20 protein-coding genes are annotated in these 23,092 nt (G+C 67.5%); 5 read left to right on the top strand and 15 right to left on the bottom strand.

All coding sequences use genetic code 11. From position 1 onward, the window contains the following. Positions 1–14: 14 nt before the first annotated feature. From HV798_RS26250 to HV798_RS26235, 4 genes are all read right to left on the bottom strand, one after another. Positions 15–956, bottom strand: a complete 942-nt coding sequence (locus tag HV798_RS26250; RefSeq protein WP_175194686.1) for an ABC transporter permease — start codon at positions 954–956, stop codon at positions 15–17. Next, positions 946–1,938, bottom strand: a complete 993-nt coding sequence (locus tag HV798_RS26245; protein ID WP_175194689.1) for an ABC transporter permease — start codon at positions 1,936–1,938, stop codon at positions 946–948. Before HV798_RS26245 ends, HV798_RS26250 begins: the two co-directional genes overlap by 11 nt. A 93-nt stretch (positions 1,939–2,031) precedes the next feature. Next, entirely contained in the window at positions 2,032–3,609 is a 1,578-nt protein-coding gene (locus HV798_RS26240; RefSeq protein ID WP_175194691.1) for an ABC transporter substrate-binding protein, read from the bottom strand. 83 nt (positions 3,610–3,692) lie between these two features. Further along, positions 3,693–4,439 carry an aspartate/glutamate racemase family protein gene (locus tag HV798_RS26235; protein WP_175194693.1) on the bottom strand — a complete coding sequence of 249 codons (747 nt, stop codon included), beginning with the start codon at positions 4,437–4,439 and terminating at the stop codon, positions 3,693–3,695. Positions 4,440–4,733: 294 nt separating this feature from the next. On the opposite strand from HV798_RS26235, the gene HV798_RS26230 reads away from it, so the two are divergent. After that, a complete protein-coding gene (locus HV798_RS26230; RefSeq protein ID WP_246289188.1) occupies positions 4,734–5,408 on the top strand; it encodes a GntR family transcriptional regulator in 675 nt (224 codons plus the stop codon). A gap of 91 nt (positions 5,409–5,499) precedes the next feature. Here the strand turns inward: HV798_RS26230 and HV798_RS26225 are convergent, their stop codons facing one another. Beyond that, entirely contained in the window at positions 5,500–5,790 is a 291-nt protein-coding gene (locus HV798_RS26225) for a DUF3579 domain-containing protein (protein WP_013392635.1), read from the bottom strand. A 146-nt stretch (positions 5,791–5,936) separates the two neighbouring features. On the opposite strand from HV798_RS26225, the gene HV798_RS26220 reads away from it, so the two are divergent. Both HV798_RS26220 and argF read left to right on the top strand, forming a co-directional pair. Continuing rightward, positions 5,937–7,118 (top strand): aspartate aminotransferase family protein, encoded by a 1,182-nt coding sequence (locus HV798_RS26220; protein WP_175194696.1) that lies wholly within the window; start codon positions 5,937–5,939, stop codon positions 7,116–7,118. 56 nt (positions 7,119–7,174) lie between these two features. Then, the gene (gene argF / locus HV798_RS26215; RefSeq protein WP_025141357.1) at positions 7,175–8,116 is read left to right on the top strand and encodes an ornithine carbamoyltransferase; all 942 of its coding nucleotides are present in this window, start codon (positions 7,175–7,177) and stop codon (positions 8,114–8,116) included. Between the two features lie 96 nt (positions 8,117–8,212). On the opposite strand, the gene HV798_RS26210 is transcribed toward argF, so the two are convergent. The 5 genes from HV798_RS26210 to HV798_RS26190 are packed head-to-tail and all read right to left on the bottom strand — an operon-like array spanning position 8,213 to position 12,106. Further along, entirely contained in the window at positions 8,213–9,094 is an 882-nt protein-coding gene (locus HV798_RS26210) for an alpha/beta fold hydrolase (RefSeq protein WP_246289185.1), read from the bottom strand. Positions 9,095–9,117: 23 nt separating this feature from the next. Then, complete coding sequence (locus HV798_RS26205; RefSeq protein WP_175194698.1) at positions 9,118–9,681, bottom strand: DUF4286 family protein; 564 nt, start codon at positions 9,679–9,681, stop codon at positions 9,118–9,120. Between the two features lie 12 nt (positions 9,682–9,693). Beyond that, positions 9,694–10,224: a carboxymuconolactone decarboxylase family protein gene (locus HV798_RS26200; protein ID WP_175194701.1), complete on the bottom strand. Its 531-nt coding sequence runs from the start codon at positions 10,222–10,224 to the stop codon at positions 9,694–9,696. A 3-nt stretch (positions 10,225–10,227) separates the two neighbouring features. Beyond that, positions 10,228–11,181 carry a Bug family tripartite tricarboxylate transporter substrate binding protein gene (locus HV798_RS26195; protein WP_175194703.1) on the bottom strand — a complete coding sequence of 318 codons (954 nt, stop codon included), beginning with the start codon at positions 11,179–11,181 and terminating at the stop codon, positions 10,228–10,230. A gap of 58 nt (positions 11,182–11,239) precedes the next feature. Next, entirely contained in the window at positions 11,240–12,106 is an 867-nt protein-coding gene (locus tag HV798_RS26190) for an amidohydrolase family protein (protein ID WP_175194705.1), read from the bottom strand. Positions 12,107–12,212: 106 nt separating this feature from the next. On the opposite strand from HV798_RS26190, the gene HV798_RS26185 reads away from it, so the two are divergent. Next, the gene (locus HV798_RS26185; protein ID WP_175194707.1) at positions 12,213–13,115 is read left to right on the top strand and encodes a LysR substrate-binding domain-containing protein; all 903 of its coding nucleotides are present in this window, start codon (positions 12,213–12,215) and stop codon (positions 13,113–13,115) included. 72 nt (positions 13,116–13,187) lie between these two features. Here HV798_RS26185 and HV798_RS26180 read toward each other — a convergent pair whose 3' ends face one another. From HV798_RS26180 to HV798_RS26160, 5 genes are read right to left on the bottom strand one after another with little or no spacing between them, the layout of a single operon-like run. Then, positions 13,188–14,573, bottom strand: a complete 1,386-nt coding sequence (locus HV798_RS26180) for a heavy metal sensor histidine kinase (protein ID WP_175194709.1) — start codon at positions 14,571–14,573, stop codon at positions 13,188–13,190. Then, positions 14,570–15,256, bottom strand: coding sequence for a heavy metal response regulator transcription factor (locus HV798_RS26175; protein WP_175194711.1), 687 nt, complete (start codon positions 15,254–15,256; stop codon positions 14,570–14,572). Before HV798_RS26175 ends, HV798_RS26180 begins: the two co-directional genes overlap by 4 nt. Positions 15,257–15,293: 37 nt before the next feature. Then, a complete protein-coding gene (locus tag HV798_RS26170) occupies positions 15,294–18,461 on the bottom strand; it encodes an efflux RND transporter permease subunit (protein ID WP_175194713.1) in 3,168 nt (1,055 codons plus the stop codon). Further along, positions 18,458–19,624 carry an efflux RND transporter periplasmic adaptor subunit gene (locus tag HV798_RS26165; protein ID WP_175194715.1) on the bottom strand — a complete coding sequence of 389 codons (1,167 nt, stop codon included), beginning with the start codon at positions 19,622–19,624 and terminating at the stop codon, positions 18,458–18,460. The genes HV798_RS26170 and HV798_RS26165 overlap by 4 nt, the downstream gene beginning before the upstream one ends. Positions 19,625–19,628: 4 nt before the next feature. Beyond that, positions 19,629–21,161: an efflux transporter outer membrane subunit gene (locus tag HV798_RS26160; protein ID WP_175194716.1), complete on the bottom strand. Its 1,533-nt coding sequence runs from the start codon at positions 21,159–21,161 to the stop codon at positions 19,629–19,631. Positions 21,162–21,445: 284 nt separating this feature from the next. Between HV798_RS26160 and argG the strand changes: the two genes are divergently transcribed. Continuing rightward, on the top strand, positions 21,446–22,786 hold the full coding sequence (gene argG, locus HV798_RS26155; protein ID WP_175194718.1) for an argininosuccinate synthase: 1,341 nt from the start codon (positions 21,446–21,448) through the stop codon (positions 22,784–22,786). Positions 22,787–23,092: the final 306 nt, after the last annotated feature.

Genomic DNA, 23,092 nt, shown 5'->3' with positions numbered 1-23,092 from the left:
GTACGATGCCGCGCTCAGCGCAGGCGGGGATTCAGGGCGTCGCGCAGCCAGTCGCCCAGCAGGTTCACGACCAGCACGATCAGGCTCAGGTACAGGGCGGGAAACACCACCACCCACCATTGGCCCGAAAACAGGAACTGATTGCCCAGCCGGATCAAGGTGCCCAGCGACGGTTCAGTGGGCGGCATGCCCACGCCCAGAAAGCTCAGGGTGGCCTCGATCAGGATCGCCAGGCCCAGGTTCAGGGTGGCGGTCACCATGACCGGCGTCAGCGTGTTGGGCAGGATGTGCGTGAGCATGATGCGCAGCGAACTGACGCGGATCAGCCGGGCAGCCTGCACGTATTCCTTGCCGCGCTCGACCAGCGCCGAGGCGCGCACGGTGCGGGCATACTGCACCCAGTTGGTCATCGAGATCGCCAGGATGAGAATCACCGACGACAGGGTTTCACGCATGCCGGGCGGCAGCAGTTGCCGGAACACGGCGGTGACCAGGATGGCGACGAGAATGGTGGGAATGCTGAGCAGCGTATCGCCCAGGCGCATCAGCGCATTGTCGACCCAGCCGCCGAAATACCCGGCCGCCAGGCCCACCAGCAGGCCGATCGCCAGCGACAGCACCACGGTGGCCAGCCCGATCACCAGCGACATGCGCGAGCCATACAGAATGGCGGACCAGACGTCACGCCCCTGGGTGTCGGTGCCCAGGAGGAACTGGGCCTCGCCCCCGGCCACCCAGCGCGGCGGCAGTTCGGCGTTGAGCAGGTCCAGCTGCGCCAGGTCGTAGGGATTCTGCGGCGCGATCAGCGGGGCGAACACGGCCAGCAGCACCACCGCCAGCAGCACGATGCCCGCGCCCATCGCCACGTAGTCCTGCCGCAGGCTCCACCACAGGTCGCTTTGCAGCATCCGGGCCAGCCTGCCCCGGCCCTGGCCGGAAAACGGTTTAGTGAGCATTGGCGCCTCCTTTGACGTGCTGGCTGCGCAGGCGCGGATCGACCACGCCATACATCATGTCCACCAGCGTGTTCAACGCCACGAAGATGAAGGACACGATCACCAGGTAGGCGGCCATGACGGGAATATCCACGAACATGACCGATTGGATGAACAGCAGCCCCATGCCGGGCCACTGGAACACGGTCTCGGTGATGAGCGCGAACGCGATCAGGTTGCCGATCTGCATGCCGGTGACGGTAATGACGGGCATCAGGCAGTTGCGCAGCGCCAGCCGGAAATGCACCACCCGGTCGGGCAGGCCGCGGGCGCGGGCGAACTTGATGAATTCGGTGCGCAGCGTTTCCAGCATCTCGGCCCGCACCAGCCGCATGATGAGCGTGATCTGGAACAGCGCCAGGGTGATGGACGGCAGCACCAGCGCGGCGCGGCCGGACGGCGTCAACAGGCCCGTGGTCCAGCCGCCGATCCGTACCGTGTCGCCACGGCCAAAGCCCGGCAGCCAGCCCAGCTGCACCGAGAACAGCAGGATCAGCATGATGCCCACCACGAAGCTGGGCAGCGAAATGCCCAGGATGGACACGAACTGCAGCGCCTGCGCCACCCGCGACTTGCGGTAGATGGCCGTCAGCACGCCCAGCGGCACCCCCACCAGCAGCGACAGCAGGGTCGCCATCATGACCAGCTCGAAGGTGGCCGGAAAGCGCTCGGCCACCAGCGCGAACACGTCTTGCTGGTTACGGTAGGAAATGCCGAACTCGCCGCGCGCGGCGTTGGCCACGAAGTGCACGAACTGCATGCCCACCGAGGCATTCAGCCCCAGGCGCTCGCGCAGCTCGTCGCGCTGCGTCTGCGAAGCCTGCTCGTTGAGCATCATGTCGACGGGATCGCCGACGAAACGGAAAATCACGAACGCCATCAACGCCACCGCCAGCATCACGCCGACCGCATTGAAGACCCGTCTCACTATGAACGCCAGCATGTGCGCCCCCTGTCAGCCCTGGTTACGAACGCCTGCATGGACGCCCCCGGATTCAGTCTCGCGAGGCGGGCCGCCGCGGCGGCCCGCCCGCCATCACTTCATGTGCACGGTCCACAGGCGCGCCTTGTTGTCGGGCATCTGCAGGACGTCGCCCACATTGGCGCCCACGGCCCAGGCCATGGGCTGCTGATGCAGCGGCAGGAAACGCACGTCGTCGTGCAGGGTCTGCAGGATGTCGGCCATCATCTGCACGCGCTTGGGCCGGTCCATTTCGGCCGCCGCGGCTTCGATGCGCGCGTCCAGCGCGGCATCACCCCACTGGCCCCAGTTGAAGACGCCGTTGGGACCGGTGCGGCTGTGGATCACCTGCAGCAAGAGCGAGAGCGCGTCGATCTGCGGCTCGTTGGCCCAGCCGTGGATGGTGATGTCGAATTCGCCGCGCGAGCGCTTGGGGTTCTGCAACGACCGAGGGCCGCTGGCCAGCGAGGCCTTCACGCCGATCCGCGCCCACATCGAGGCGGCGGCCTGGCAGAGTTCTTCTTCGTTGACGAACATGTCGTTCGAGCACAGCAGCGACAACGAAAAGCCGTCGGGGTAGCCGGCGTCGGCCAGCAGCTTCTTGGCTCGGGCGGCATCGAACGGCAGGCGTTCTTCCTGCCTGGCCTCATAGCCCGGGATCGACGGCGCCACCAGCGCGCCGGTGGTGCGCGACAGCCCGCGCATCACCCGCTTTTGCAAGAGGTCGGGCGACAGCGCCATGTACAGCGCCTGGCGCACCCGCAGGTCTTTCAACGGATTCTTGTCGGTGATGTTGGACCCCACCAGCCTGTCGCCCAGGTTGAAGCCGAAATACAGGGTGCGCAGTTCGGTCGCGGCCAGCACCTTGACGTTGGGCGCGGCGCGCAGGCGGTCCAGGTCTTGCAGCGGCGCGTTCTCGGTGAAGTTGATGTCGCCCGACAGCAGCGCCGCCACCCGGGTCGGCGCCGAGGCGATCGGCGTGAACTCGATGCGGTCCAGGTTGTGGCGCGGCTTGTCCCACCAGGCCGGGTTCACCACCAGCACGGTGCGGGTGTCGGGCCGGTACGACTCGACCTTGAACGGGCCGGTGCCGTTGGCGTTGTGGGTGGCGTAGCCTTCGATCTTCTTGGCCGCGTCGGTGGGCTTGAGGCTGTTGTTGTCGACCAGCCACTGGCGGTTGAAGATGAAGATATTGGTCAGGTCGTTGAGCATCAGCGGGTACGGATGCGTCATTTCGATGTCGACCGTGTAGTCGTCGACCTTGCGTACCGCCTTGAAGGCCGGCAGGTTGCCCTTGAGCGGCGAGGCGTCATCCGACACCCGGGTCATCGAGGCCACCACGTCGTCGGCCGAGAACGGCGCGCCGTTATGGAACTTCACGCCGTGGCGCAGATGAAAGCGCAGCACGGTGGGCGACGGCGTTTCCCAGGACTCGGCCAGCGCGGGCGTGATGTTGAACTTGTCGTCGTAGCGGATCAGCGCTTCGTAGACGTGGTTCAGGAAGGCCAGGTTGAAGGTGCTGCCGTAGGAATACGGATCCAGCGAATCCAGGTCGCGGGCGGCGCCCCACTTCAAGGTGTTGGCGGCGGATGCGCCCGTGATGGCCGATAGCGCGATCACGGCCCCGGCGGTCCACTTCAGCAGCGTCTTCATGGCGGAAATTCTCCCTTGCGTATTGGGTATGGGATCTTCTGGGGGACTTCTAGGCTTGCGGATGCATGGCCGCGGCGGCGGACTCAGCCGCCGGCGGCCAGGCGCTGGGCACGGTCAAGCGTGGCCAGCGCCATCACCTGCGCCAGGGCGGCGCGGTAAGAATCGATGACGGGAATGGCAGGCAGGCGCGGCAGGCTGGGCAGAAAGCCGGCCAGCGCGGCGCCGGCCACGATGACCACGTCGGCGCCCAGGGCAGCGGCGTCGTCCAGCGCCTGGCTGACGGCGGCAATGGTGTCGGACGAACGGGTCACGTAGTCCAGCGCGTTGCCCGGCAGGGCTAGCACGCCCGCGCAGCGGGATTCCACGCCCAGTTGGCGGATCTGCTCGCGCAGCATGCCGGGCCACAGGCGGCCGACGGTGACGATGGCGTAGCGGTCGCCGCGCTGCATCGCGGTCATGATGGCGGCTTCGGCCATGCCGGCCACGGGCACGCGCAGGCGCTCGCGCACCGCGCCGATGCCCGGTTCGCCAAAACAGGCCAGCAGACAGGCGTCGAAGGGCGTGCCGGCGGCCTCGGCCAGGGCGGCTTCGCGCTCGACGGTTTCCAGCACGGCATGCGCGGCCACGGCGGCCTGGGCGCGGCTGGCGATATAGGCGGGGCCGAACGGCGCCGTCACGGCATGGACCTGGGCCGCATCGCCGAAAAAGGCGCGGGCCTGCTCGGCCAGGCGGGCGGTAAGGTCATCGGTGGTATTGCCATTGACCACCAGCAGGCGGCACGGCGTGGTGGCAAGGCTGGCGGAAAGCTCAATGGCGGGCGCTGCGGACATGAATCAAACCCCTGGTCGTTTTGTATACGAAACACTTTACGAACAGCCTGACATTCCGCTGATTTTGTATAAATGTTTGTATACGATTTATGCCGACAATGTACGCCATTGGTCCGAGGCTTCAAGCTATCGGTAACCCTTATCGCCCGATGTAGTATGCTGTTTCACACTTAGAAAGTACGCGTCGGCGCGGCTTGCCGCCCGGTTTGAGCCGCCTTGAAACGCGCACGCCACGGAGAACCCACCACGATGACGTCCCCCATGCCGCCGGCAGCCGAACCTGCCCGGAAAGACGTGAACCGCACGGAAATCGTATACAAAAACTTGCGGCAGGCGATCATCGAACAGGCGCTGCTGCCCGGTGACAAGCTGCCCGAGGACGTCATCGGCGAACGCTTCGGCGTCAGCCGCACCATCGTGCGCGGCGTCCTGACCCGCCTGTTCAGCGAAGGCCTGGTCGACCTGCGCCCCAATCGCGGCGCGGCGGTGGCCCGCCCCAGCCTGGAAGAAGCGCACGACATCTTCGAAGCCCGCCGCTGCCTGGAACGCGACGTCGCCCGTCGGCTGGTGCTGCATGTCACCGATGCCGGGCTGGCGCGCCTGGAACAGCACGTGGCCCAGGAAGAGGCCGCGCGCTCGCGCAACAGCGTCAACGAATCGATCCGCCTGTCCGGCGAATTCCACATCCTGATGGCCGAGCTGTCGGGCAACGCGGTGTACGCCCGCTACGTCAATGAAATCGTGTCGCGCTGCTCATTGATCCTGGCGCTTTACGGCCGGCCGCATTCGAGCGAATGCGCGGTCAGCGAGCACCGGGAAATCGTCGCCAGCCTGCGGGCGCGCGATGAAAAGCACGTGCTGCACCTGCTGGAACACCACCTGGAATCCGTCACCGCCCGCGCGCTGCTCAGCCCGGACGGCGCGGGGGTGCGCGATATCCGCAAGATCCTGGACCGATACGGCACGTAGGGGGCAGCCCGCCCCTTGCTTGCAAGGGGCGTACCGGGGGAAGCCTGAATGAGAAAAGCGCCCGGTTCGGGCGCTTTTGGGTTTTCAGGCGCTAGATTTCGCGCTCTTCCGTCTTGAGGTTGTTGTCGCGGGCGAAATCCACCACGAACTTGTACGCCAGCGGCTCAAGGTCGCGCAGGCGCAGATCGACCACGATGCCGCGCACGCCGTCGATGACGACGGGCAGCACGTAGGGCGAATAGGTGAGGTGGTTACCAGCACAGCCGGCGGGCCGGAACTGTGCCATTACGCCGGCGAGCCGTTCCGCCCAATCGCTGGGGCGAAAGCGGCTACCGCTTTCGGTAACGCCATGAATTACGAATTGTCTGACGCGAGTTGCCATGGATTCTTCACTACGGGACGCCCTTCACTGGGCCGGATCTTCGGCGTGATCAAACATGCGCCCCGCGCCGCGAATTGTATATGATTGATCCTTTGCCCTGTCCCGAAAGGCGATCCGCCCAGGGAAAAAGCCCAGGAGGACCCCCGATGACCTCGCCTCTGGCCAACATCTACGCCCGGCTGCCGGTATCGTTCACGCACGGCCAGGGCGTCTGGCTCTGGGACGCCCAGGGCCGCAAATACCTCGACGCGCTGGCCGGCATCGGCGTTTCCTGTCTGGGCCATGCCCATCCCCGCCTGGTGGCCGCCATCAGCGAGCAGGCGGCCCGGGTCATCCACACCTCGAACATCTACGACGTGCCCCAGCAGACCGCGCTGGCCGCCCGCCTGACCGCGTTGTCCGGCATGCGCGAAGTGGCCTTCAACAATAGCGGATCGGAAGCCAACGAGGCCGCCATCAAGCTGGCGCGCTATTACGCCTACCAGCGCGGCAATCGCCATGCGCACATCATCACCATGGATTCGTCCTGGCACGGGCGCACCCTGGCCACGCTGGCGGCCACCGGCAGCGAAAAAGCGCGCAAGGGCTTCGAGCCCCTGCCCTCGGGCTTCATCCAGGTGCCCTACAACAACGCCGACGCCATCCGCGCCGCCGGTGACGCCGAACCCCGGGTGGCGGCCGTGCTGCTCGAGGCGCTGCAGGGCGAAGGCGGTATCCGCCCGTCCGACATCGCCTTCCTGCAGGACGTGCGGCGCCTGTGCACCGAACGCGGCTGGCTGCTGATGATCGACGAGGTCCAGTCCGGCATCGGCCGTACCGGCAAGTGGTTCGCCCACCAGTGGGCCGACATCGTGCCCGACGTCATGACCCTGGCCAAGGGCCTGGCCGGCGGCGTCCCCATCGGCGCGATGCTGGCCGCCGGCCCCGCCGCGGGCGTGTTCACCCCGGGCAGCCACGGCACCACGTTCGGCGGCGGCCCGCTGGTGTGCGCGGCCGGGCTGGCCGTGCTGGACGCCCTGGAATCCGAAAACCTGCTGGATAACGCCCACCAGGTCGGCAGCCACCTGAAAGACCGGCTTGCTGCCGAACTGGCCGGCACGCCGGGCGTGACCGAGGTGCGCGGCCGCGGACTGATGCTGGGCATCGAGCTGGCCCGCCCCTGCGGCGTGCTGGCCGCCCGCGCCCTGGACGCCGGCCTGCTCATCAATGTCACCCGCGAGCGCGTGGTGCGCCTGTTGCCGCCGCTGATCCTGTCGCGCCAGGAGGCCGACCAGATCGTAGAGATCCTGGTCCCCCTGATTCGACAGTTTCTGGCCGAACATACATAATCAACCTCCCGCCCGGGCCACGAGTCCGACCGGGCCCCCAGACTAGCGACATCACCATGACTCCTCCCACGACTCAAAACGGCCCGTTGCGGCACTTTCTGCAGTTCAAGGACTTCTCGTCCGCCGAGATCGCCTACGTGCTGGACCGCGCGCGCCTGATCAAGGAAAAATTCAAACGCTATGAACCCCACATGCCGCTGCACGACCGCACGCTGGCGATGGTGTTCGAAAAGGCCAGCACGCGTACCCGCGTGTCGTTCGAGGCCGGCATGTACCAAATGGGCGGTTCGGTCATCAACCTGACCTCCAACGATTCCCAGCTGGGCCGCTCCGAGCCCATCGAAGACACCGCGCGCGTCATTTCGCGCATGGTCGACATCGTCATGATCCGCACGTTCGAGCAGACCCGCATCGAGCGCTTTGCGTCGCATTCGCGCGTGCCGGTCATCAATGGCCTGACCAACGAATTCCACCCCTGCCAGATCCTGGCCGACATCTTCACCTACATCGAGCACCGCGGCCCCATCGCCGGCAAGACGGTCGCCTGGGTGGGCGATGCCAACAACATGGCCTACACCTGGCTGCACGCGGCCGAAATGCTGGGCTTCACGCTGCACGTGTCCACACCGGCCGGCTACGAACTCGAAGCCGCCCGCATCGGCAACCCGTCCGACAAGGTGCTGCGCCAGTTCAAGGACCCGATGCAGGCCTGCCAGGGCGCGCACCTGGTCACGACCGACGTCTGGACCAGCATGGGCTATGAAGCCGAAAACGAAGAACGCCGCGCCGCGTTCGCCGACTGGTGCGTCGACGCCGAAATGATGGCCGCCGCCGACCCCGAAGCCGTCTTCATGCACTGCCTGCCCGCCCACCGCGGCGAGGAAGTCACCGGCGAAGTCATCGACGGCCCGCAAAGCGTGGTCTGGGACGAAGCCGAAAACCGCCTGCACGTGCAGAAGGCGCTGATGGAATTCCTGCTGCTGGGCCAGATCAAGTAAGCGTCGCGCCCACAAAAAAAGCAGCCCGTCGGGCTGCTTTTTTTTCGTCCTGGCCAGGCCAAGGCCCGTGAAGGGGCCAACAGCAACCCACGCCCCTCAAGGCTTCAGGCGCTTTTCCCAGTGCACGATCGCGTCGGCCACGGCCTGCGGTTCCTCGGGCACCAGCGCGTGGCCGGCGCCGGGGATCACCACGACCGACACGCGGTCGCCGAATTCGTCGCGGATCTCGTTGCGGGTCGATTCCGGCTTGAACAGGTCGGCGCCGGCCTGCAGGTCGAGCAGCGGCTTGTTGCCGCCGGACCACCAGTCGGACTGACGCGTGGCTTTCCCTGCCAGCCGCTGGCTTTCACTGACCTCGGGATACCAGCCGTTCAACCACACGCGGGCATCGTGGCCCGATGCAAAGAACGCGTACTGGATGGATTTCAGGCGTTCGGCATCGGGCAGCGACAGGTCGGCGCTGCGGTCCACGTGTTCGCTCAGGCCCGCCGGATACTGCTTGGCCGCGGCCGCCACGATGACCACGCCGCGCACCAGCTCGGGGTGATCCACGCCGGTGGTGCGCGCCACCCAGTTGCCGAAAGCATGGCCGACCATCACGGCGGGCTGCCTGGCCACGTTGCGGATGACGGCAGCCATGTCGTTGCCCAGGTCGTGCAGCGTGATGCCCGTCATCGGCCCGATGCTGGCGCCGATGCCGCGCGGCTCGGGCCGCAGGACGCGATAGCCGGCCTGCGCCAGGCGCGCCGCCAGGTCGTCGAAGTCTTCGGCGCCGCGCCCGCGCGACGGCAGCAAGACCAGCGCCGGCCCCTGGCCCTGCACCAGGACCTCGATGCTGGCCCCGTTGCCCGGCAGCACCGTGACGCGCTGCACGGCGCCCGCCGGCGCGTCGGCGGCCACCGGTGCGGCGTGTGCCGCCATCCCCATGCTGCCCAGGGCAGCGCCCCACAGCACCCAGCTTGCCCACTGCTTTTTCATCGTTGTCTCCCCGTTCTTCTGGTTTAAAGAATCTTCTGGAACATGGTGCGCCGCGTGTTGCGGAACGACGGGCGCACCCGGCTGCTCCAGTCGGTGGCGCGAACCGCCAACCAGGGCAGGCTGCCGAAGGTTTCGCGGGTCTGCAGGTCGTAGCAGGCCAGATAGCGCGGGCCCTCATCACGGCATTCGAAGCGTTGCGCGCGCACCGTGCCCGGCACCGAGGCCAGGCCCGGCAGGTGTTCCTGGTCGTACCAGGCATTCAGGTCGGCCTCGGCCTCGGGCAGCACATCGGTCTCGACGATGTAGTGCCAGGGCGCATCCGCCCCCGCCGAGGCGCCGGCCAGGTCCAGCGTCAGGTGCAGCACGCGCGCCTGGGCGCCCGGAAACAGTTCGGCCAGGCGGGCCTGCACTTCCGGCAGGCCGCCCGTGTCGCCGTCCACATATACATAGGTGTCGTCTTCTTCGATGGCCGCGAACGCCCGCACCCGCAGGCCGGCCAGGCCGTCCGTCAACCGCGCGGCCATATCGGCCGCGCGCGCGGCGTCGAAGCGCTCGCCCAAAGACACCAGCAATACCGTCTTGTCCATGCCCTGCTCCTTTCAGTGTCCGACGCGCAACGCCACCAGAAAGCGCGACACCATGTTGTAGGCCGCGACCGTGGCGGTCAGTTCGACCAGTTCCTGGTCGTTGTACCGCGCGCGCAGCGGTGCGAACAATGCGTCCGGCACCTCGATGTCGCGCGTCATCGCATCGGTCAGGGCCAGGACGTCGGCTTCACCCGCTTCCAGGCCCGTCACGGCCGCCACCGCCGGGCCTGCGCGCAGCTGTTCCACCACAGCAACCGGCATGCCCGCCGCCAGTGCGTGCGGCACGTGGGCGTCGAACTCATAGGGCGCGTTGTTCAGGGTCGCCACGCGCAGGATGATCAGCTCGCGCACCCGCGGCGACAGCGACGTGTTCAGGCGGATGGCGGTCAGCATCGCTTCCCAGCCCTGCACCACGGCGGGGCTGTTCAGCAGCACCTGGTACAGGGGCGAGATGCGGCCGCGCGCGGCCGCGATGCGCGATTCGATGTCGGCCAGGGCCGGGCGCGTGCCCGGCGCCACCGGTGTGACTCGGCAGGCATCCATGGCTTACTCCGGGCGAATGTTCTTGCGCTGGATCAGCGCGGTCCACTTCTCGCGGTCGGCAGCGATCAGCGCGGCCAGTTCCTGCGGCGTGCTGGGCGCGGCCTGGGCGCCGAATTTCTCCAGCTTGGCGCGCACGGCGGCGTTGTCCAGCGTGGCGCGCAGCGCCTGGTTCAGCTTGTCCACCGTGGCGGCCGGCGTGGTGGCGGGCGCCACGATGCCATACCAGTTGTTGGACTCGACCCCGGTGATGCCCTGCTCGGCCAGCGTCTTCACGTCGGGCAACAGCGGGTGGCGCGTGGGCGCGGCAATGCCCAGCGGCTTGAGCTTGCCGCCCTGGATGTGGCCGATCAGGCCCGGCACGTCACCGAAGAAACCCGACACCTGGTTGCCCATGACGTCGTTGATGACCGGCGCAGCGCCTTTGTACGGCACGTGCAGCACGTTGGCGTGGCTGGCGTCGGCGAACATTTCCAGCGTCAGGTGCGGAATGCTGCCGATGCCCGACGAACCGACGGCCACGGACTGCTTGTCGGCCTGCGAGCGCTTGACGAAATCGGCGGCGTCGGTGGCCGGGTTGGCCGGATTCACGACGAACACGGTGGCGTTGTTGACCACGCGCGACACGGGCGCGAAATCGCGCACCGGGTCATACGGCAAGTCCTTGTACAGCGCCGGGCTGATGGCGACCGCGCCCACGCTGGTCAGGAACAGCACCGAGCCATCGCCGGGCGCCTTGGCCACGTAGGCGGCGGCGATATTGCCGTTGGCGCCGGCCTTGTTTTCCACGATGACCTGCTGCTTGAGCTCTTTGCCCAGCTGTTCGGCCAGCACCCGGCCCACCAGGTCGACGGGGCCGCCGGGCGGGAAGGCGATGATCAGGCGCACCGGGCCGTCGGCGTGCGCCGGGTTCAGGCTGGCCAGGCCCATGAGGCCTGCGAATACGAGTTTCTTGAACATGGTTGTCTCCTCGGGATTGTCGTGTCTTGTTGTTGCCTGCGGTCAGGCGATGAGCGCGCTACGGAAATCCATACAGGCGCGCCGGGTTGTCCACCAGGACCTGCTGGCGCGATGGCGCGTCCGGGCAGGCCAGGAAAAAAGCGTCGGCCAGCTCGCCGTCGTCGGGCATGTCGCCCGCCACGTTCGGGTGCGGCCAGTCGGTGCCCCACAGCGTGCGCTCGGGCAGCGCGTCCACCAGGGCCCGTACAAAGGGAATGCCTTCGGAAAACGGCCGGCGGCCCGAGGCGATGCGGTCGATGCCCGACACCTTGACCCAGGCCTTGGGTTCGGCGGCCAGGTCCAGCAGCGCGCGAAAGGCCGGCGCATCGACGCCGTCGGACGCCTTGACGCGGCCCATGTGATCCACCACGAACGGCACGGGCAGCGCGCGCAGGCGCGACAGCAGCTCGGGCAGCATGGCGCCGTCCAGGTGCAGGCACACATGCCAGCCCAGCGGCGCGATCAGGCCGATGACGTGATCGAACACGGCCGGATCGGGCGCACCGCCCAGGTGCGGCACGAAATTGAAGCGCGCCCCGCGCACCCCGCCCTCGTGCAATTGGCGCACGCTGGCCGCGGTGGCATCCGCCCCCAGCAGCGCCACGCCACGGTAGCGCCCCTGGCTCTGCGCCAGCGCGTCCAGCAAGGCGGCGTGGTCGCTGCCGTGGCAGTTGGCCTGCACCACCACCGCGCGCTGCACCCCCAGGTGTGCGTGCAGCGCCGCCATCTTGGCGTAGGGCGCATCGGGCGGCGTATACGACCGCCCCTCGGCATAGGGGAACACGTCGGCCGGGCCGAACACGTGGCAGTGCGTGTCGCAAGCCCCGGCCGGCAACGCATGGCGGGGACGGGAAGGTGACGCAAGCGGAGGACGGCAATCGGGCACGGCGGGTTCCTGCGGGAAAAACGCCATCCTCCCGGATTGCGGGCTGACTAACAATGCTATATCTTTGATTTCAGATATAGAAAATATAAATATCAACACCCACCCCATGGACCTCAAGCAGATCGAATACTTCGTGCGCGTGGCCGAACGGCGCAGCTTTTCGCGCGCGGCCGAAATGCTGGACGTCGCCCAGCCCACCCTCAGCCGCCAGGTGCGGCTGCTGGAACTGGAACTGGGCCAGCACCTGCTGTATCGCAACGGCCGCGGCGCCGAACCCACCGAGGCCGGGCTGCGCTTTCTGGAACACGCCCGCGCCCTGCTGGCCCTGGCCGATCGCGCCAAGCAAGACCTGCAGACCCTGCGCGAAACGCCCACCGGCAAAGTGGTGGTCGGCCTGCCGCCGCGCATCGCCCGCGTGCTGACCCCGCCCCTGGTCCAGGCGTTTCGCCGCCGCTTTCCCGACGCATCCATCGCGGTGGCCGAAGGCCTGAGCGCGCAGATGCGCGAATGGCTGCTGGCCGGCCGGGTCGACCTGGCCCTGCTGTACGACCCCGCGCCATCGCCGCAACTGGCCTATGAATCCCTGTTTCGCGAAAACCTGGTGCTGGTGGCGGCGGCCAACCACCAGCCGCCCCTGCCCGACCGCATCGCCGTAGCCGGGCTGGGCGCGTACCCGCTGGTGCTGCCCAGCCTGCCCAACGCCATCCGCACCCTGGTCGAAAGCGTCTGCCGCGCCCAGGGGGTGCGCCTGCAAGTGGCGGCCGAGGTGGACGCCGTGCAGACCATCGTGGAACTGGCCGCGCAGGGCGACGCCTACGCCATCCTGCCGCGCTCGGCGGCGCGCGGGCCGGCGGCCGAACACGCGCTGTCGCTCAGCGACATCGAGTCGCCGCCCATCACCAACAATCTGGTGCTGGCCAGCGCCCGCCATCGCCCCGCCACCCGGCTGGCGGCGGCTACCGGCGAATTGATCCGCCAATTGAATCTGGCCGCGCTGTTTGCGCCGTGAAGGCGGGCCTGGGCCCAGCCAAGGGTTCTGACCTGGGCACCCGCCCCAACCGGGCAGCGCCCCCTGCCCGCTTCAGGGCGTGGGCTCGGCCTCGACGCTGAATGCCACCCGCGTCACGCCCGCGGCGCTGGCCGCCGACACCGTGCCCCCGTGCATCGCCGCCACGGCCTTGACGATGGCCAGGCCCAGGCCATGGCTGTGTTCGACCCCGTCGCCGCGGCGCGCGGCGTCTACCCGGTAAAAGCGCTGGAACAGGTGCGGCAGGTGTTCGGGCGCAATCGGCGGGCCGGGGTTGCTGACCGCGATCTCCAGCATGCCGCCCTGCCGCGTGACGTCCACCGTGATCTCGGCGCCGGCCGACGAATACTGGATGGCGTTCTGCAGCAGGTTGGTCACCGCGCGCCGGAACAGCGCCGTGTCGATCAACGCCACCGCGTCCCGCTCGCCCTGGATGCGCACGCGCATGCCCGCCTCGTCCAGCAGGAATTCGAAGAACTCCACCGTCTTGCCGACCTCGTCGGCCAGCACCGCATGAATGCGGCCCGTGGCGGCCTCGCCCTGGTCGGCCCGGGCCAGGAACAGCATGTCGTTGATCATGGCGCGCAGGCGGTCCAGTTCTTCCAGGTTGGACTGCAGCACCTCTTGCAGGTCGCCGGAACTGCGCGGGCGCGACAGCGCCACCTGCGTCTGGCCGATCAGATTGGTCAGCGGCGTGCGCAGTTCGTGCGCCACGTCCGCATTGAAAGCCTCGAGCTGGTTGTAGGCGCCTTCCAGCCGCGCCAGCGCGCCGTTGAAGGACGTGGCCAGGTCTTCCAGCTCGACCGGCAACGCGGCCATGCTCAAGCGCTGCGACAAGGCGCTGGGCCGCAGCGCCCGGGCCTCGGCCGACAGCCGGTTCAGCGGCCGCAGGCCCAGCCGGGCCACCCAGAACCCCAACAGGCCCACCAGCAGGATCGCGGTCAGCGACAGCCCCGCCATGGCCCACAGGAAATACCGCAGCGTGTGCGCATACGGCGCCGAATCCATGCCGACGATCAGGCGCACGCGCGGCCGCTGCTGAAACGGCTCGACCGTGACGGTGATGGTCAACAGCGCGTTTTCGCGGTCGGGCAGCGTGATGCTGCCAAAGCCATCGGCGCGGCGTTCCAGCCGGTCGATGTCGGCCAGCCCCTTGCCGTATTCATAGGCCGGGTCGTCGGACAGCACCCAGAAGCGCAGGCTGCCGTCGGCCGGCGTCAGGGTATCGAGCTTGGCCTTGAAGCGGCCCCAGCGTTCCGGGTCGCCGCTGCGGGTCAGGGAATAACTGACCTCGTGCGCCGTCGTGCGCAGCGCGTCCTGCTGGATGCGGTCCAGCTGGCGGTCCAGCACGCCGTACAGCGCCACGCCCGTCAACGCGAAGGTCGCCGCCGCCGCCACCGCGAACATGGCCACCAGCCGGGTTTTCAGCGACGATTTCATTCGGGCGACTCGCCGTCGCGCAGTTCCAGCACGTAGCCCATGCCGCGGATGGTGTGCAGCAGCTTGCGGTCGAACGGCGCATCGACCTTGCCGCGCAGCCGCTTGATGGCCACCTCGACCACGTTGACGTTGCTGTCGAAGTTCATGTCCCAGACCAGCTCGGCGATGGCCGTCTTGGACAGGATTTCGCCCTGGCGCCGGGCCAGCACCGCCAGCAGCGCGAATTCCTTGGCGGTCAGGTCCAGCCGCGTGCCGGCGCGCCAGGCCTTGCGGCTGATCAGGTCGATCTGCAGGTCGCCGATGCGCAGTTGCACCGGTTCCTGGGCGCGGCCGCGGCGGGTCAGCGCCTGCAGCCGGGCCAGCAGTTCCAGGAAGGAAAACGGCTTGACCAGGTAATCGTCGGCGCCGTCGTGCAGGCCGCGGATGCGGTCTTCGACGCCGTCGCGGGCGGTCAGCATGATCACCGGGGTCTGGCGCACGCTGCGCAGCGAGCGCAGCACCGCAAAGCCGTCCATGCCGGGCAGCATGGCGTCCAGCACGATCACGTCGTAGTCGTGCTCCAGCGCCAGGTGCTGGCCGTCGATGCCGTTGTGCGCCACATCGACCGCGCAGCCCTGTTCGCCCAGGCCTTTGCGCAGGTAATCCGCCGTCTTCAGTTCATCTTCGACTATCAGGATCTTCATTGCGGCCCCGCTAGGGTGTATCGACATGCACAGGCGCTTATTTTGACTCAACTCCCGGCCCAGGCTGCACCAGGGCAGCCTTGCGCGCGGCCCGCTCCTGCTTCTTGCGCATGTACCAGAAATGCGCCCGATCCAGGTACAGGTACACCACCGGCGTCGTGAACAGCGTCAACGCCTGCGACACGATCAGCCCGCCCACCATCGCATAGCCCAGCGGCCGGCGCAATTCCGACCCCTGGCCGTGGCTCAGCATCAGCGGCAGGCCGCTCAGCAGCGCGCACATGGTCGTCATCATGATCGGCCGGAACCGCAGCACGCACGCCTGGTAGATGGCCTCGGCCGGCGCCATGCCGTGCTCGCGCTCGGCCGTCAGGGCGAAGTCGATCATCATGATGCCATTCTTCTTGACGATGCCGATCAGCAAGATGATGCCGATCAGCGCGATCACGCTCAAGTCGTAGCCGCCCAGCATCAGGATCGCCAGCGCCCCCACCCCGGCCGACGGCAGGGTCGACAGAATGGTCAGCGGGTGGATGTAGCTTTCATACAGCAGCCCCAGCACGATGTACACGGCGATCAGCGCGGCAGCGATCAGGTACGGCTGGCTCGACAGCGAATCGCCGAAGGCCTTGGCCGTGCCCTGGAACGCCCCCGTCAGGCTGGCCGGCACGCCCATCTGGGCCTGCGCCTGCTGGATCGCCTGCACCGCATCGCCCAGCGAGGCGCCCGGCGCCAGGTTGAACGAGATCGTCACCGCGGGGAACTGCCCCTGGTGGCTGATCGACAGGTACGCGGTCTTGTTGGTGTCCAGCTTGATGAAGGTCGACAGCGGCACCTGCTGGCCCGTCAAAGGCGAGGTCAGGTACAGCTTGGAGAACAGGTCCGGGTCCTGCTGCAGCTTGGGCGTCACCTCCAGCACCACGTGGTAGCTGTTGATCTGGGTGAAATACTGGGCCACCTGGCGCTGGCCGATGGCGTCGTAGATGGTGGCGTCGATCAGCGCCGGCGATATCCCGAACGACGAGGCCCGCGCCCGGTCGATCGTGATGGACGCGGTCGCCGCGGCGTTCTGCTGGTCGGATGCCAGGTCCGTCAGCACCGGCAATTCGCGGAACTTCGCCAGCAGCCGCGGCGCCCAGACGTTCAATTCGTCCAGGTTCGAATCGGTCAGCGTGTACTGGTACTGCGTGCGCGACAGCCGCCCGCCCACGTTGATGTCCTGCCCGGCCTGCATGAACAGCGTCACGCCTTCCAGCTTGGCCAGCTGCGGCCGCAGCCGGGCGATGACCTCGTCGGCGGACGCCGTGCGGCCTTCGTCCTTGGGCTTCAGGCCGATATAGAAGTTGCCGGTGTTGTAGGTGCTCTGGCTGCCGTTGAAACCGAAACTGGCGATGTCGGGGTCCTGCCGGATCACGTCGGCCATCTGGATCATGCGCTGGTTCATCAGCGAAAACGATGAATCCTGCGCCGACTCGGCAAAGCCGAAGATGAAGCCCGTGTCCTGCTGCGGGAAAAAGCCCTTGGGAATCACCAGGAACAGCGCCACCGTGCAGCCCACGGTCGCCAGGAACACGCACAGCGTGGCGAACTGATGCCGCAGCACCAGCTTCAGGCCGCGCTCGTACCCGTGCAGCATCGCATCGAAGCCGCGCTCGAACAGCAGGTACAGGCGGCCGTGGCGGTCGCCGTGGTGGTTCTTCAGGTAGCGCGAACACAGCATCGGCGTCAGCGTCAGCGACACCAGCACCGACACCACGATGGTCAGCGTCACCGTCACCGCGAACTCGCGGAACAGCCGCCCCACGATGCCACCCATCAGCAGCAGCGGAATGAACACCGCCACCAGCGACACCGAGATCGACACGATGGTGAAGCCGATCTCCCCCGCCCCCTTGTAGGCGGCCTCCATCGGCGACATGCCCGCCTCGACGTGGCGGTACACGTTTTCCAGCATCACGATGGCATCGTCCACCACGAAGCCCACCGCAATCGTCAGTGCCATCAACGACAGGTTGTCCAGGCTGAAGCCCACCACGTACATGATGGCCGCCGTGCCCATCAGCGCCAGCGGCACCGTCACGCAGGGAATCAACGTGGCCGCCACGTTGCGCAGGAACAGGAAGATCACCAGCACCACCAGGATGATGGTCAGCGTCAGCGTGAATTCCACGTCCTGCACCGATGCGCGGATGGTCTGGGTGCGATCGATGATCGTGTTCACGTGCACCGACGGCGGAATCGACGCTTCCAGCTTGGGCAGGGCCGCGCGGATGCGGTCCACGGTGTCGATCACGTTGGCGCCCGGCTGCTTGCTGATCTGCAGCACGATCGAGCGGCCGTTGGTGATGGTGTTGTCGGCCGGCGCCGCGGGGCCGGCGTAGGCCCAGCCGGCCAGCTTGGTGTTTTCGGGCCCGTCCACCGCCACGCCCACGTCGCGCACGCGGATCGGCGCGCCGTTGCGGTAGGCCAGCACCATGTCGTTCCAGGGCGCCGCAGACAGCAACTGGTCGTTGGTATAGGTGGTGAAGCTCTGACGCGGCCCGTCGATGGTGCCCTTGGGCTGGTTCACCGTGGTCGTCGCGATGACGCCGCGTATGTCTTCCAGGCTCAGCCCCAGCGCCGACAGCTTGCCGGGGTCCACCTGGATGCGCACGGCCGGCTTCTGCTGGCCGCCGATATTGACCAGGCCCACCCCCGAGATCTGCGAAATCTGCTGCGCCAGGATGTTGTCGGCGTAGTCGTTCACCTGGATCAGCGGCAGCGTGTCCGACTGCACCGCCATCACCATGATGGGCGCGTCCGCCGGATTGACCTTGCGAAAGGTCGGCGGGTTAGGCAGGTTGGCCGGCAACTGGCCGGTGGCCGCGTTGATGGCGGCCTGCACGTCCACCGCCGCCGAATCGATGCTGCGGTTCAGGTCGAACTGCAGCGTGATCTGGGTCATGCCGATGGCGCTGACCGAGGTCATCTGCGACAGGCCCGCGATCAGCGAAAACTGGCGTTCCAGCGGCTGCGCCACGTTGGACGCCATGGTTTCCGGACTGCCGCCCGGCAGGTTGGCCTGCACCTGGATGGTGGGAAAGTCCACCTGCGGCAGCGGCGCCACCGGCAACAGCGGCCAGGCCGCGATACCCACCAGCAGAATCGCCAGCGCCAGCAGCGACGTGCCGATCGGCCGTTTGATGAAGTTCGCTGAAATGCTCACTGGCCACCTCCCGCCGCCGGCGCCAGTTCGCGCACCTTGCTGCCCGGCTTGAGCTTGTACTGGCCGTCCACCACCACGCGCTGGCCGGCCTTCACGCCTTCCTGGATCACCGCCAGGCCGTCCTGCATGCGTTCCACCTTGACCGGCTGCGCCTGGGCCACGCCCGCGCCGTCCACCGTGTACACGAAGGTGCCCGTCTGGCTGCGCTGAATCGCCGCCACCGGCAGCGTCACGGCGCTTTCATGTTCATCCAGCACCAGCCGCGCGTTCACGTACTGGCCCGGCCACAGGCGATGCCGCGGGTTGTCGAAGCGGCCCTTCAATTGCACCGTGCCGGTGGTGGTGTCGATCTGGTTGTTCAGCAGCACCAGCTGGCCTTGTTCCAGCGGCTCGTTGCTGCCGCGGGCATAAGCCACCACGGTCAGGGCCTGGCCCTTGTCCATGGCCGCGGTGATGCCCGGCACCGCCTCTTCCGGCAGGGAAAACAGCACGGTGATCGGGTCGATCTGGTTGATCACCACCAGGCCATTGGCGTCCGCGGCGTGCACGATGTTGCCCGGGTCCACCAGCCGCGCACCCACCCGGCCCGAGATCGGCGCCACGATGCGGGTGTAGTCCAGCTGCACGCGGGCATAGCTGATCAACGCATCGTCCGTCTGCGTGGCCGCCTCCAGTTGCGCCACCAAGGCACGCTGCGTGTCCAGCGTCTGCTGGGTCGCGGCGTCCTCGCGTTGCAGCCGGGTATAGCGTTGCAGGTCCAGCCGCGCGTTCACCAGCGTGGCCTGGTCCTTGGCGCGCTGCGCCTGGGCCTGGGCCAATTGGGCCTGCAGCGCGCGCGGATCGATGTTGGCCAGCACCTGGCCGGCCTTCACGTCCTGCCCCTCGACAAAGCCCACGCTGTCCAGCTGGCCGTCGATGCGCGCCTTGACCGTCACGCTGGCCGCCGACGTCACCGTGCCCACGCCGGTCAGATAGCGGGCCACGTCCTGCTGCTGCGCCAGCACCGTGGCCACCGGCACCGCCGGCACCGCGACCGGCGCCGTCTCGCCGCGCCCGCGCAGCAGCAGCCACGCCGCCAGCCCGCAGGCCGCCAGAGCCAGCAACAGCACCGCGGCCTTCTTGCCGCCCGCGCCCCGATGGGAAAAAGTCACCGCGTTGTCCATGGACTTACTCGTTCTGGGTAGAGGGTTTGTCGGCTGCCGCAGCACCGGCTGCCGTTGCCTTGACCGCGGGCGCGCCGCCCGCCGCGGCCAGCGCCTGCGCATCCGGCGCATTCAGGGCGGACGCATTCCAGCCGCCGCCCACGGCCTTGATCAGCGCCACGCTGGCCACCATCTGGCGGCCGCGCAGCTGCACCGCGTTGCGTTCGTTCGACAGCGTCAGCGCCTGCGCCGTGGCCACGGCCAGGAAAGTGGTGGTGCCCGCGCGGTACTGCGCCAGCGCCAACTGCTCGCTCAGGCGCGAGGCCGCCACCGCGTCGTCCTGCGCCCGCGCCTCGTCGTCCAGCACGCGCAGCGTGGACAGGTTGTCCTCGACTTCCTGGAATGCGCCCAGCACCGTCTGCTTGTATTGGGCCGCGCTGGCATCGAACACCGCCACCGCCTGGGCGTCCCGAGCCTTGCGCAGGCCGCCGTCGAATATCGTCTCGGCCAGGGCCGCCCCCAGCGACCAGACCCGGCCCGGCGCGTTGAACCATTGCGCGAAACTGGCTGCGCCAAAACCGCCCGCAGCCGACAGCACCAGAGACGGGAAATACGCGGCCCGGGCCACGCCGATGCCCGCATTGGCCGATGCCACCTGGCGCTCGGCGGCCGCGATATCGGGGCGCCGCTCCAGCAGATCCGACGGCAGGCCGGTCGGCACCTCGGGCACCCGGAACATCCAGGGCTGCCCGGCCGGCAGCGGCGCCAGGCTGAACTGCGCCGGCGCCCGGCCCGTCAGGATCGCAATGGCGTGTTCCAGCTGGTTGCGCGACACGTTCAGATCGATCGCCTGGGCCTGGGCAGTCTTGAGCTGTGCCTCGGCCTGCGCCACGTCAGACCGCAGGGCCACCCCCGCGTCGTATTGGCTGCGCGTGAGTTTCAGCGTCCGTTCGTAGGCCTGCAACGTACGGGCATACAGGTCCTTTTCCCGGTCCACCGCCCGCAGTTGCAGGTAATCTTGCGCCAGCGCCGCCTGGATGCTCAGCCGCGCTGCCGCCAGGTTGGCCTCGCTGGCCTGGGTCGACGCGTCGCTCGCCTCGACCTGGCGGCGCACCGCGCCCCACAGGTCCGGCTCCCACGACACGTCGATCGCCGCCGCGTAGCTGTTGGACACCCCGATCACGCCGCTGCTCTTGGCCCGCGCACGCTGCGCCGACACATTGGCGCCCACCGTCGGCCAGAAACCCGCCCGGGCCGCGTCCGCCGCCGCCCGCGCCTGGCGGTATTGCGCCTGCGCCTGCTGCACCGTCTGGTTGGCCGCGTTGGCCGCCCCGATCAGATCATTCAGGGTCGGATCGCCATAGGCCTCCCACCAGGGCTGCCGCCCGTCGATCACACCCGGATTGGCCGTCTTCCATGGCCCCGATTCCTTGTAACCGGACGGCAGGTCCATGGCCGGACGCTGATAGTCCGGCCCCACCGCACAGCCGGCCAGGGCCAGCAGGGCCGCCAGCCCCACCGCCGCCCGCCTGGGCGCTATCCGCTTGCCTGTGTTCATTTTTCTCGGCGCCGCCCGCGCGGCTGACAGTCAGTACGGCCCTACTGTAGAAAGCCCAGCGGGACCGCACGCTGTCCGCTCCCTGACAATTCGGACAGGTTGGCGTCCGCCAGACCCTGCGCGGCCCCACGCCCGGCCCCTGCCCGGCTCCCGCCCGGACGCCCCTGCCGCACCCGCCGCCCGCCCGGACCAAAAGAGTTAAAATAGCGGTCTGATTTCTTGTTTGGCGGCCTGTTGCTGTCAAAGTCTGCTGTCAAAGCCCCGTTGGCGTCTTACCTCAAACAATGACCACTATCCTCCCGAACCTTCCCACCGGCCAGAAGGTCGGCATCGCCTTCTCCGGCGGCCTCGACACCAGCGCCGCGCTGCTCTGGATGCGCAACAACGGCGCCATCCCGTACGCCTACACCGCCAACCTCGGCCAGCCCGACGAAGCCGACTACGACGAGATCCCCCGCAAGGCCCTGGCCTACGGCGCCGAAAACGCCCGCCTGATCGACTGCCGCGCGCAGCTCGTGGCCGAAGGCATCGCCGCCCTGCAGGCCGGCGCCTTCCACATCTCCACCGCCGGCATCACCTACTTCAACACCACGCCCATCGGTCGCGCCGTCACCGGCACCATGCTCGTGGCCGCCATGAAGGAAGACAACGTCAACATCTGGGGCGACGGCAGCACCTTCAAGGGCAACGACATCGAGCGTTTCTACCGCTACGGCCTGCTCACCAACCCCGACCTCAAGATCTACAAGCCCTGGCTCGACCAGCGCTTCATCGACGAACTCGGCGGCCGTTCGGAAATGTCCGAATACATGCGCCAAGCCGGCTTCGACTACAAGATGTCGGCTGAAAAGGCCTACTCCACCGACTCGAACCTGCTGGGCGCCACCCACGAAGCCAAAGACCTCGAGCACCTGAACTCCGGCATCCGCATCGTCAAGCCCATCATGGGCGTCGCCTTCTGGCGCGACGACGTCGTCGTCAAGGCCGAAGAAGTCACCGTGCGCTTCGAAGAAGGCCAGCCCGTCGCCCTGAACGGCGTCGAATACAGCGACCCCGTCGAACTGCTGCTCGAAGCCAACCGCATCGGCGGCCGCCACGGCCTGGGCATGAGCGACCAGATCGAAAACCGCATCATCGAAGCCAAGAGCCGCGGCATCTACGAAGCCCCCGGCCTGGCCCTGCTGTTCATCGCCTACGAACGCCTGGTCACCGGCATCCACAACGAAGACACCATCGAGCAATACCGCGAAAGCGGCCGCAAGCTCGGCCGCCTGCTGTACCAAGGCCGCTGGTTCGACCCCCAAGCCATCATGCTGCGCGAAACCGCCCAACGCTGGGTCGCCCGCGCCATCACCGGCGAAGTCACCATCGAACTGCGCCGCGGCAACGACTACTCGCTGCTCAACACCGAATCGCCCAACCTGACGTACGCCCCCGAGCGCCTGTCGATGGAAAAGGTCGAGAACGCCCCCTTCACCCCCGCCGACCGCATCGGCCAGCTCACCATGCGCAACCTCGACATCGTCGACACCCGCGAAAAGCTGTTCACCTACGTGAAGACCGGCCTGCTCTCCTCCTCCGGCACCTCGCTGCCCCAACTGAAGGACGAGGCCAAGAAGAAGTAATTCTTCCCGCCCAACAAAAAGCCCCTTGATCGCTCAAGGGGCTTTTTTTATCCGTGCAAATCCAGCAACCTCACACACCCCACCGCCCAAACGCCAAAAAAATGCCCCCCGCGCGGCCGACTCTGGCGCCCCACCGCCCCACCAAAGACTTTAGGCCCCAAGCACACCGCCGCCAAACCCACCGTCAAGCAGGCACAACGCGCCGGGCGTCTCAAGAACCCACAACGCTAAAAAAGAACCTTAAAGTTCAACCTGCATCCCCATCTCAACCACCCGATTCGCAGGAATCTTGAAAAACTTGGTACT

Origin of the sequence: Achromobacter deleyi, from assembly GCF_902859705.1 — a bacterium.
GTDB classification, from domain to species: Bacteria; Pseudomonadota; Gammaproteobacteria; order Burkholderiales; family Burkholderiaceae_B; genus Achromobacter; species Achromobacter deleyi.
Note: the sequence above shows the minus strand (reverse complement) of the source record. Positions and strands in the feature narration are given on the sequence as shown.

Bases quoted from the DNA above. Each gene is read 5' to 3' on its own strand.
- HV798_RS26235 (WP_175194693.1), bottom strand. From the start codon at position 4,439: ATGTCCGCAGCGCCCGCCATTGAGCTTTCCGCCAGCCTTGCCACCACG.
- HV798_RS26225 (WP_013392635.1), bottom strand. From the start codon at position 5,790: ATGGCAACTCGCGTCAGACAATTCGTAATTCATGGCGTTACCGAAAGC.
- HV798_RS26180 (WP_175194709.1), bottom strand. From the start codon at position 14,573: ATGAAATCGTCGCTGAAAACCCGGCTGGTGGCCATGTTCGCGGTGGCG.
- HV798_RS26175 (WP_175194711.1), bottom strand. From the start codon at position 15,256: ATGAAGATCCTGATAGTCGAAGATGAACTGAAGACGGCGGATTACCTG.
- HV798_RS26195 (WP_175194703.1), bottom strand. From the start codon at position 11,181: ATGTTCAAGAAACTCGTATTCGCAGGCCTCATGGGCCTGGCCAGCCTG.
- HV798_RS26210 (WP_246289185.1), bottom strand. From the start codon at position 9,094: ATGAAAAAGCAGTGGGCAAGCTGGGTGCTGTGGGGCGCTGCCCTGGGC.
- argG (WP_175194718.1), top strand. From the start codon at position 21,446: ATGACCACTATCCTCCCGAACCTTCCCACCGGCCAGAAGGTCGGCATC.
- HV798_RS26165 (WP_175194715.1), bottom strand. From the start codon at position 19,624: ATGGACAACGCGGTGACTTTTTCCCATCGGGGCGCGGGCGGCAAGAAG.
- HV798_RS26245 (WP_175194689.1), bottom strand. From the start codon at position 1,938: ATGCTGGCGTTCATAGTGAGACGGGTCTTCAATGCGGTCGGCGTGATG.
- HV798_RS26185 (WP_175194707.1), top strand. From the start codon at position 12,213: ATGGACCTCAAGCAGATCGAATACTTCGTGCGCGTGGCCGAACGGCGC.
- HV798_RS26240 (WP_175194691.1), bottom strand. From the start codon at position 3,609: ATGAAGACGCTGCTGAAGTGGACCGCCGGGGCCGTGATCGCGCTATCG.
- HV798_RS26200 (WP_175194701.1), bottom strand. From the start codon at position 10,224: ATGGATGCCTGCCGAGTCACACCGGTGGCGCCGGGCACGCGCCCGGCC.
- HV798_RS26205 (WP_175194698.1), bottom strand. From the start codon at position 9,681: ATGGACAAGACGGTATTGCTGGTGTCTTTGGGCGAGCGCTTCGACGCC.
- HV798_RS26220 (WP_175194696.1), top strand. From the start codon at position 5,937: ATGACCTCGCCTCTGGCCAACATCTACGCCCGGCTGCCGGTATCGTTC.
- HV798_RS26160 (WP_175194716.1), bottom strand. From the start codon at position 21,161: ATGAACACAGGCAAGCGGATAGCGCCCAGGCGGGCGGCGGTGGGGCTG.
- HV798_RS26250 (WP_175194686.1), bottom strand. From the start codon at position 956: ATGCTCACTAAACCGTTTTCCGGCCAGGGCCGGGGCAGGCTGGCCCGG.
- argF (WP_025141357.1), top strand. From the start codon at position 7,175: ATGACTCCTCCCACGACTCAAAACGGCCCGTTGCGGCACTTTCTGCAG.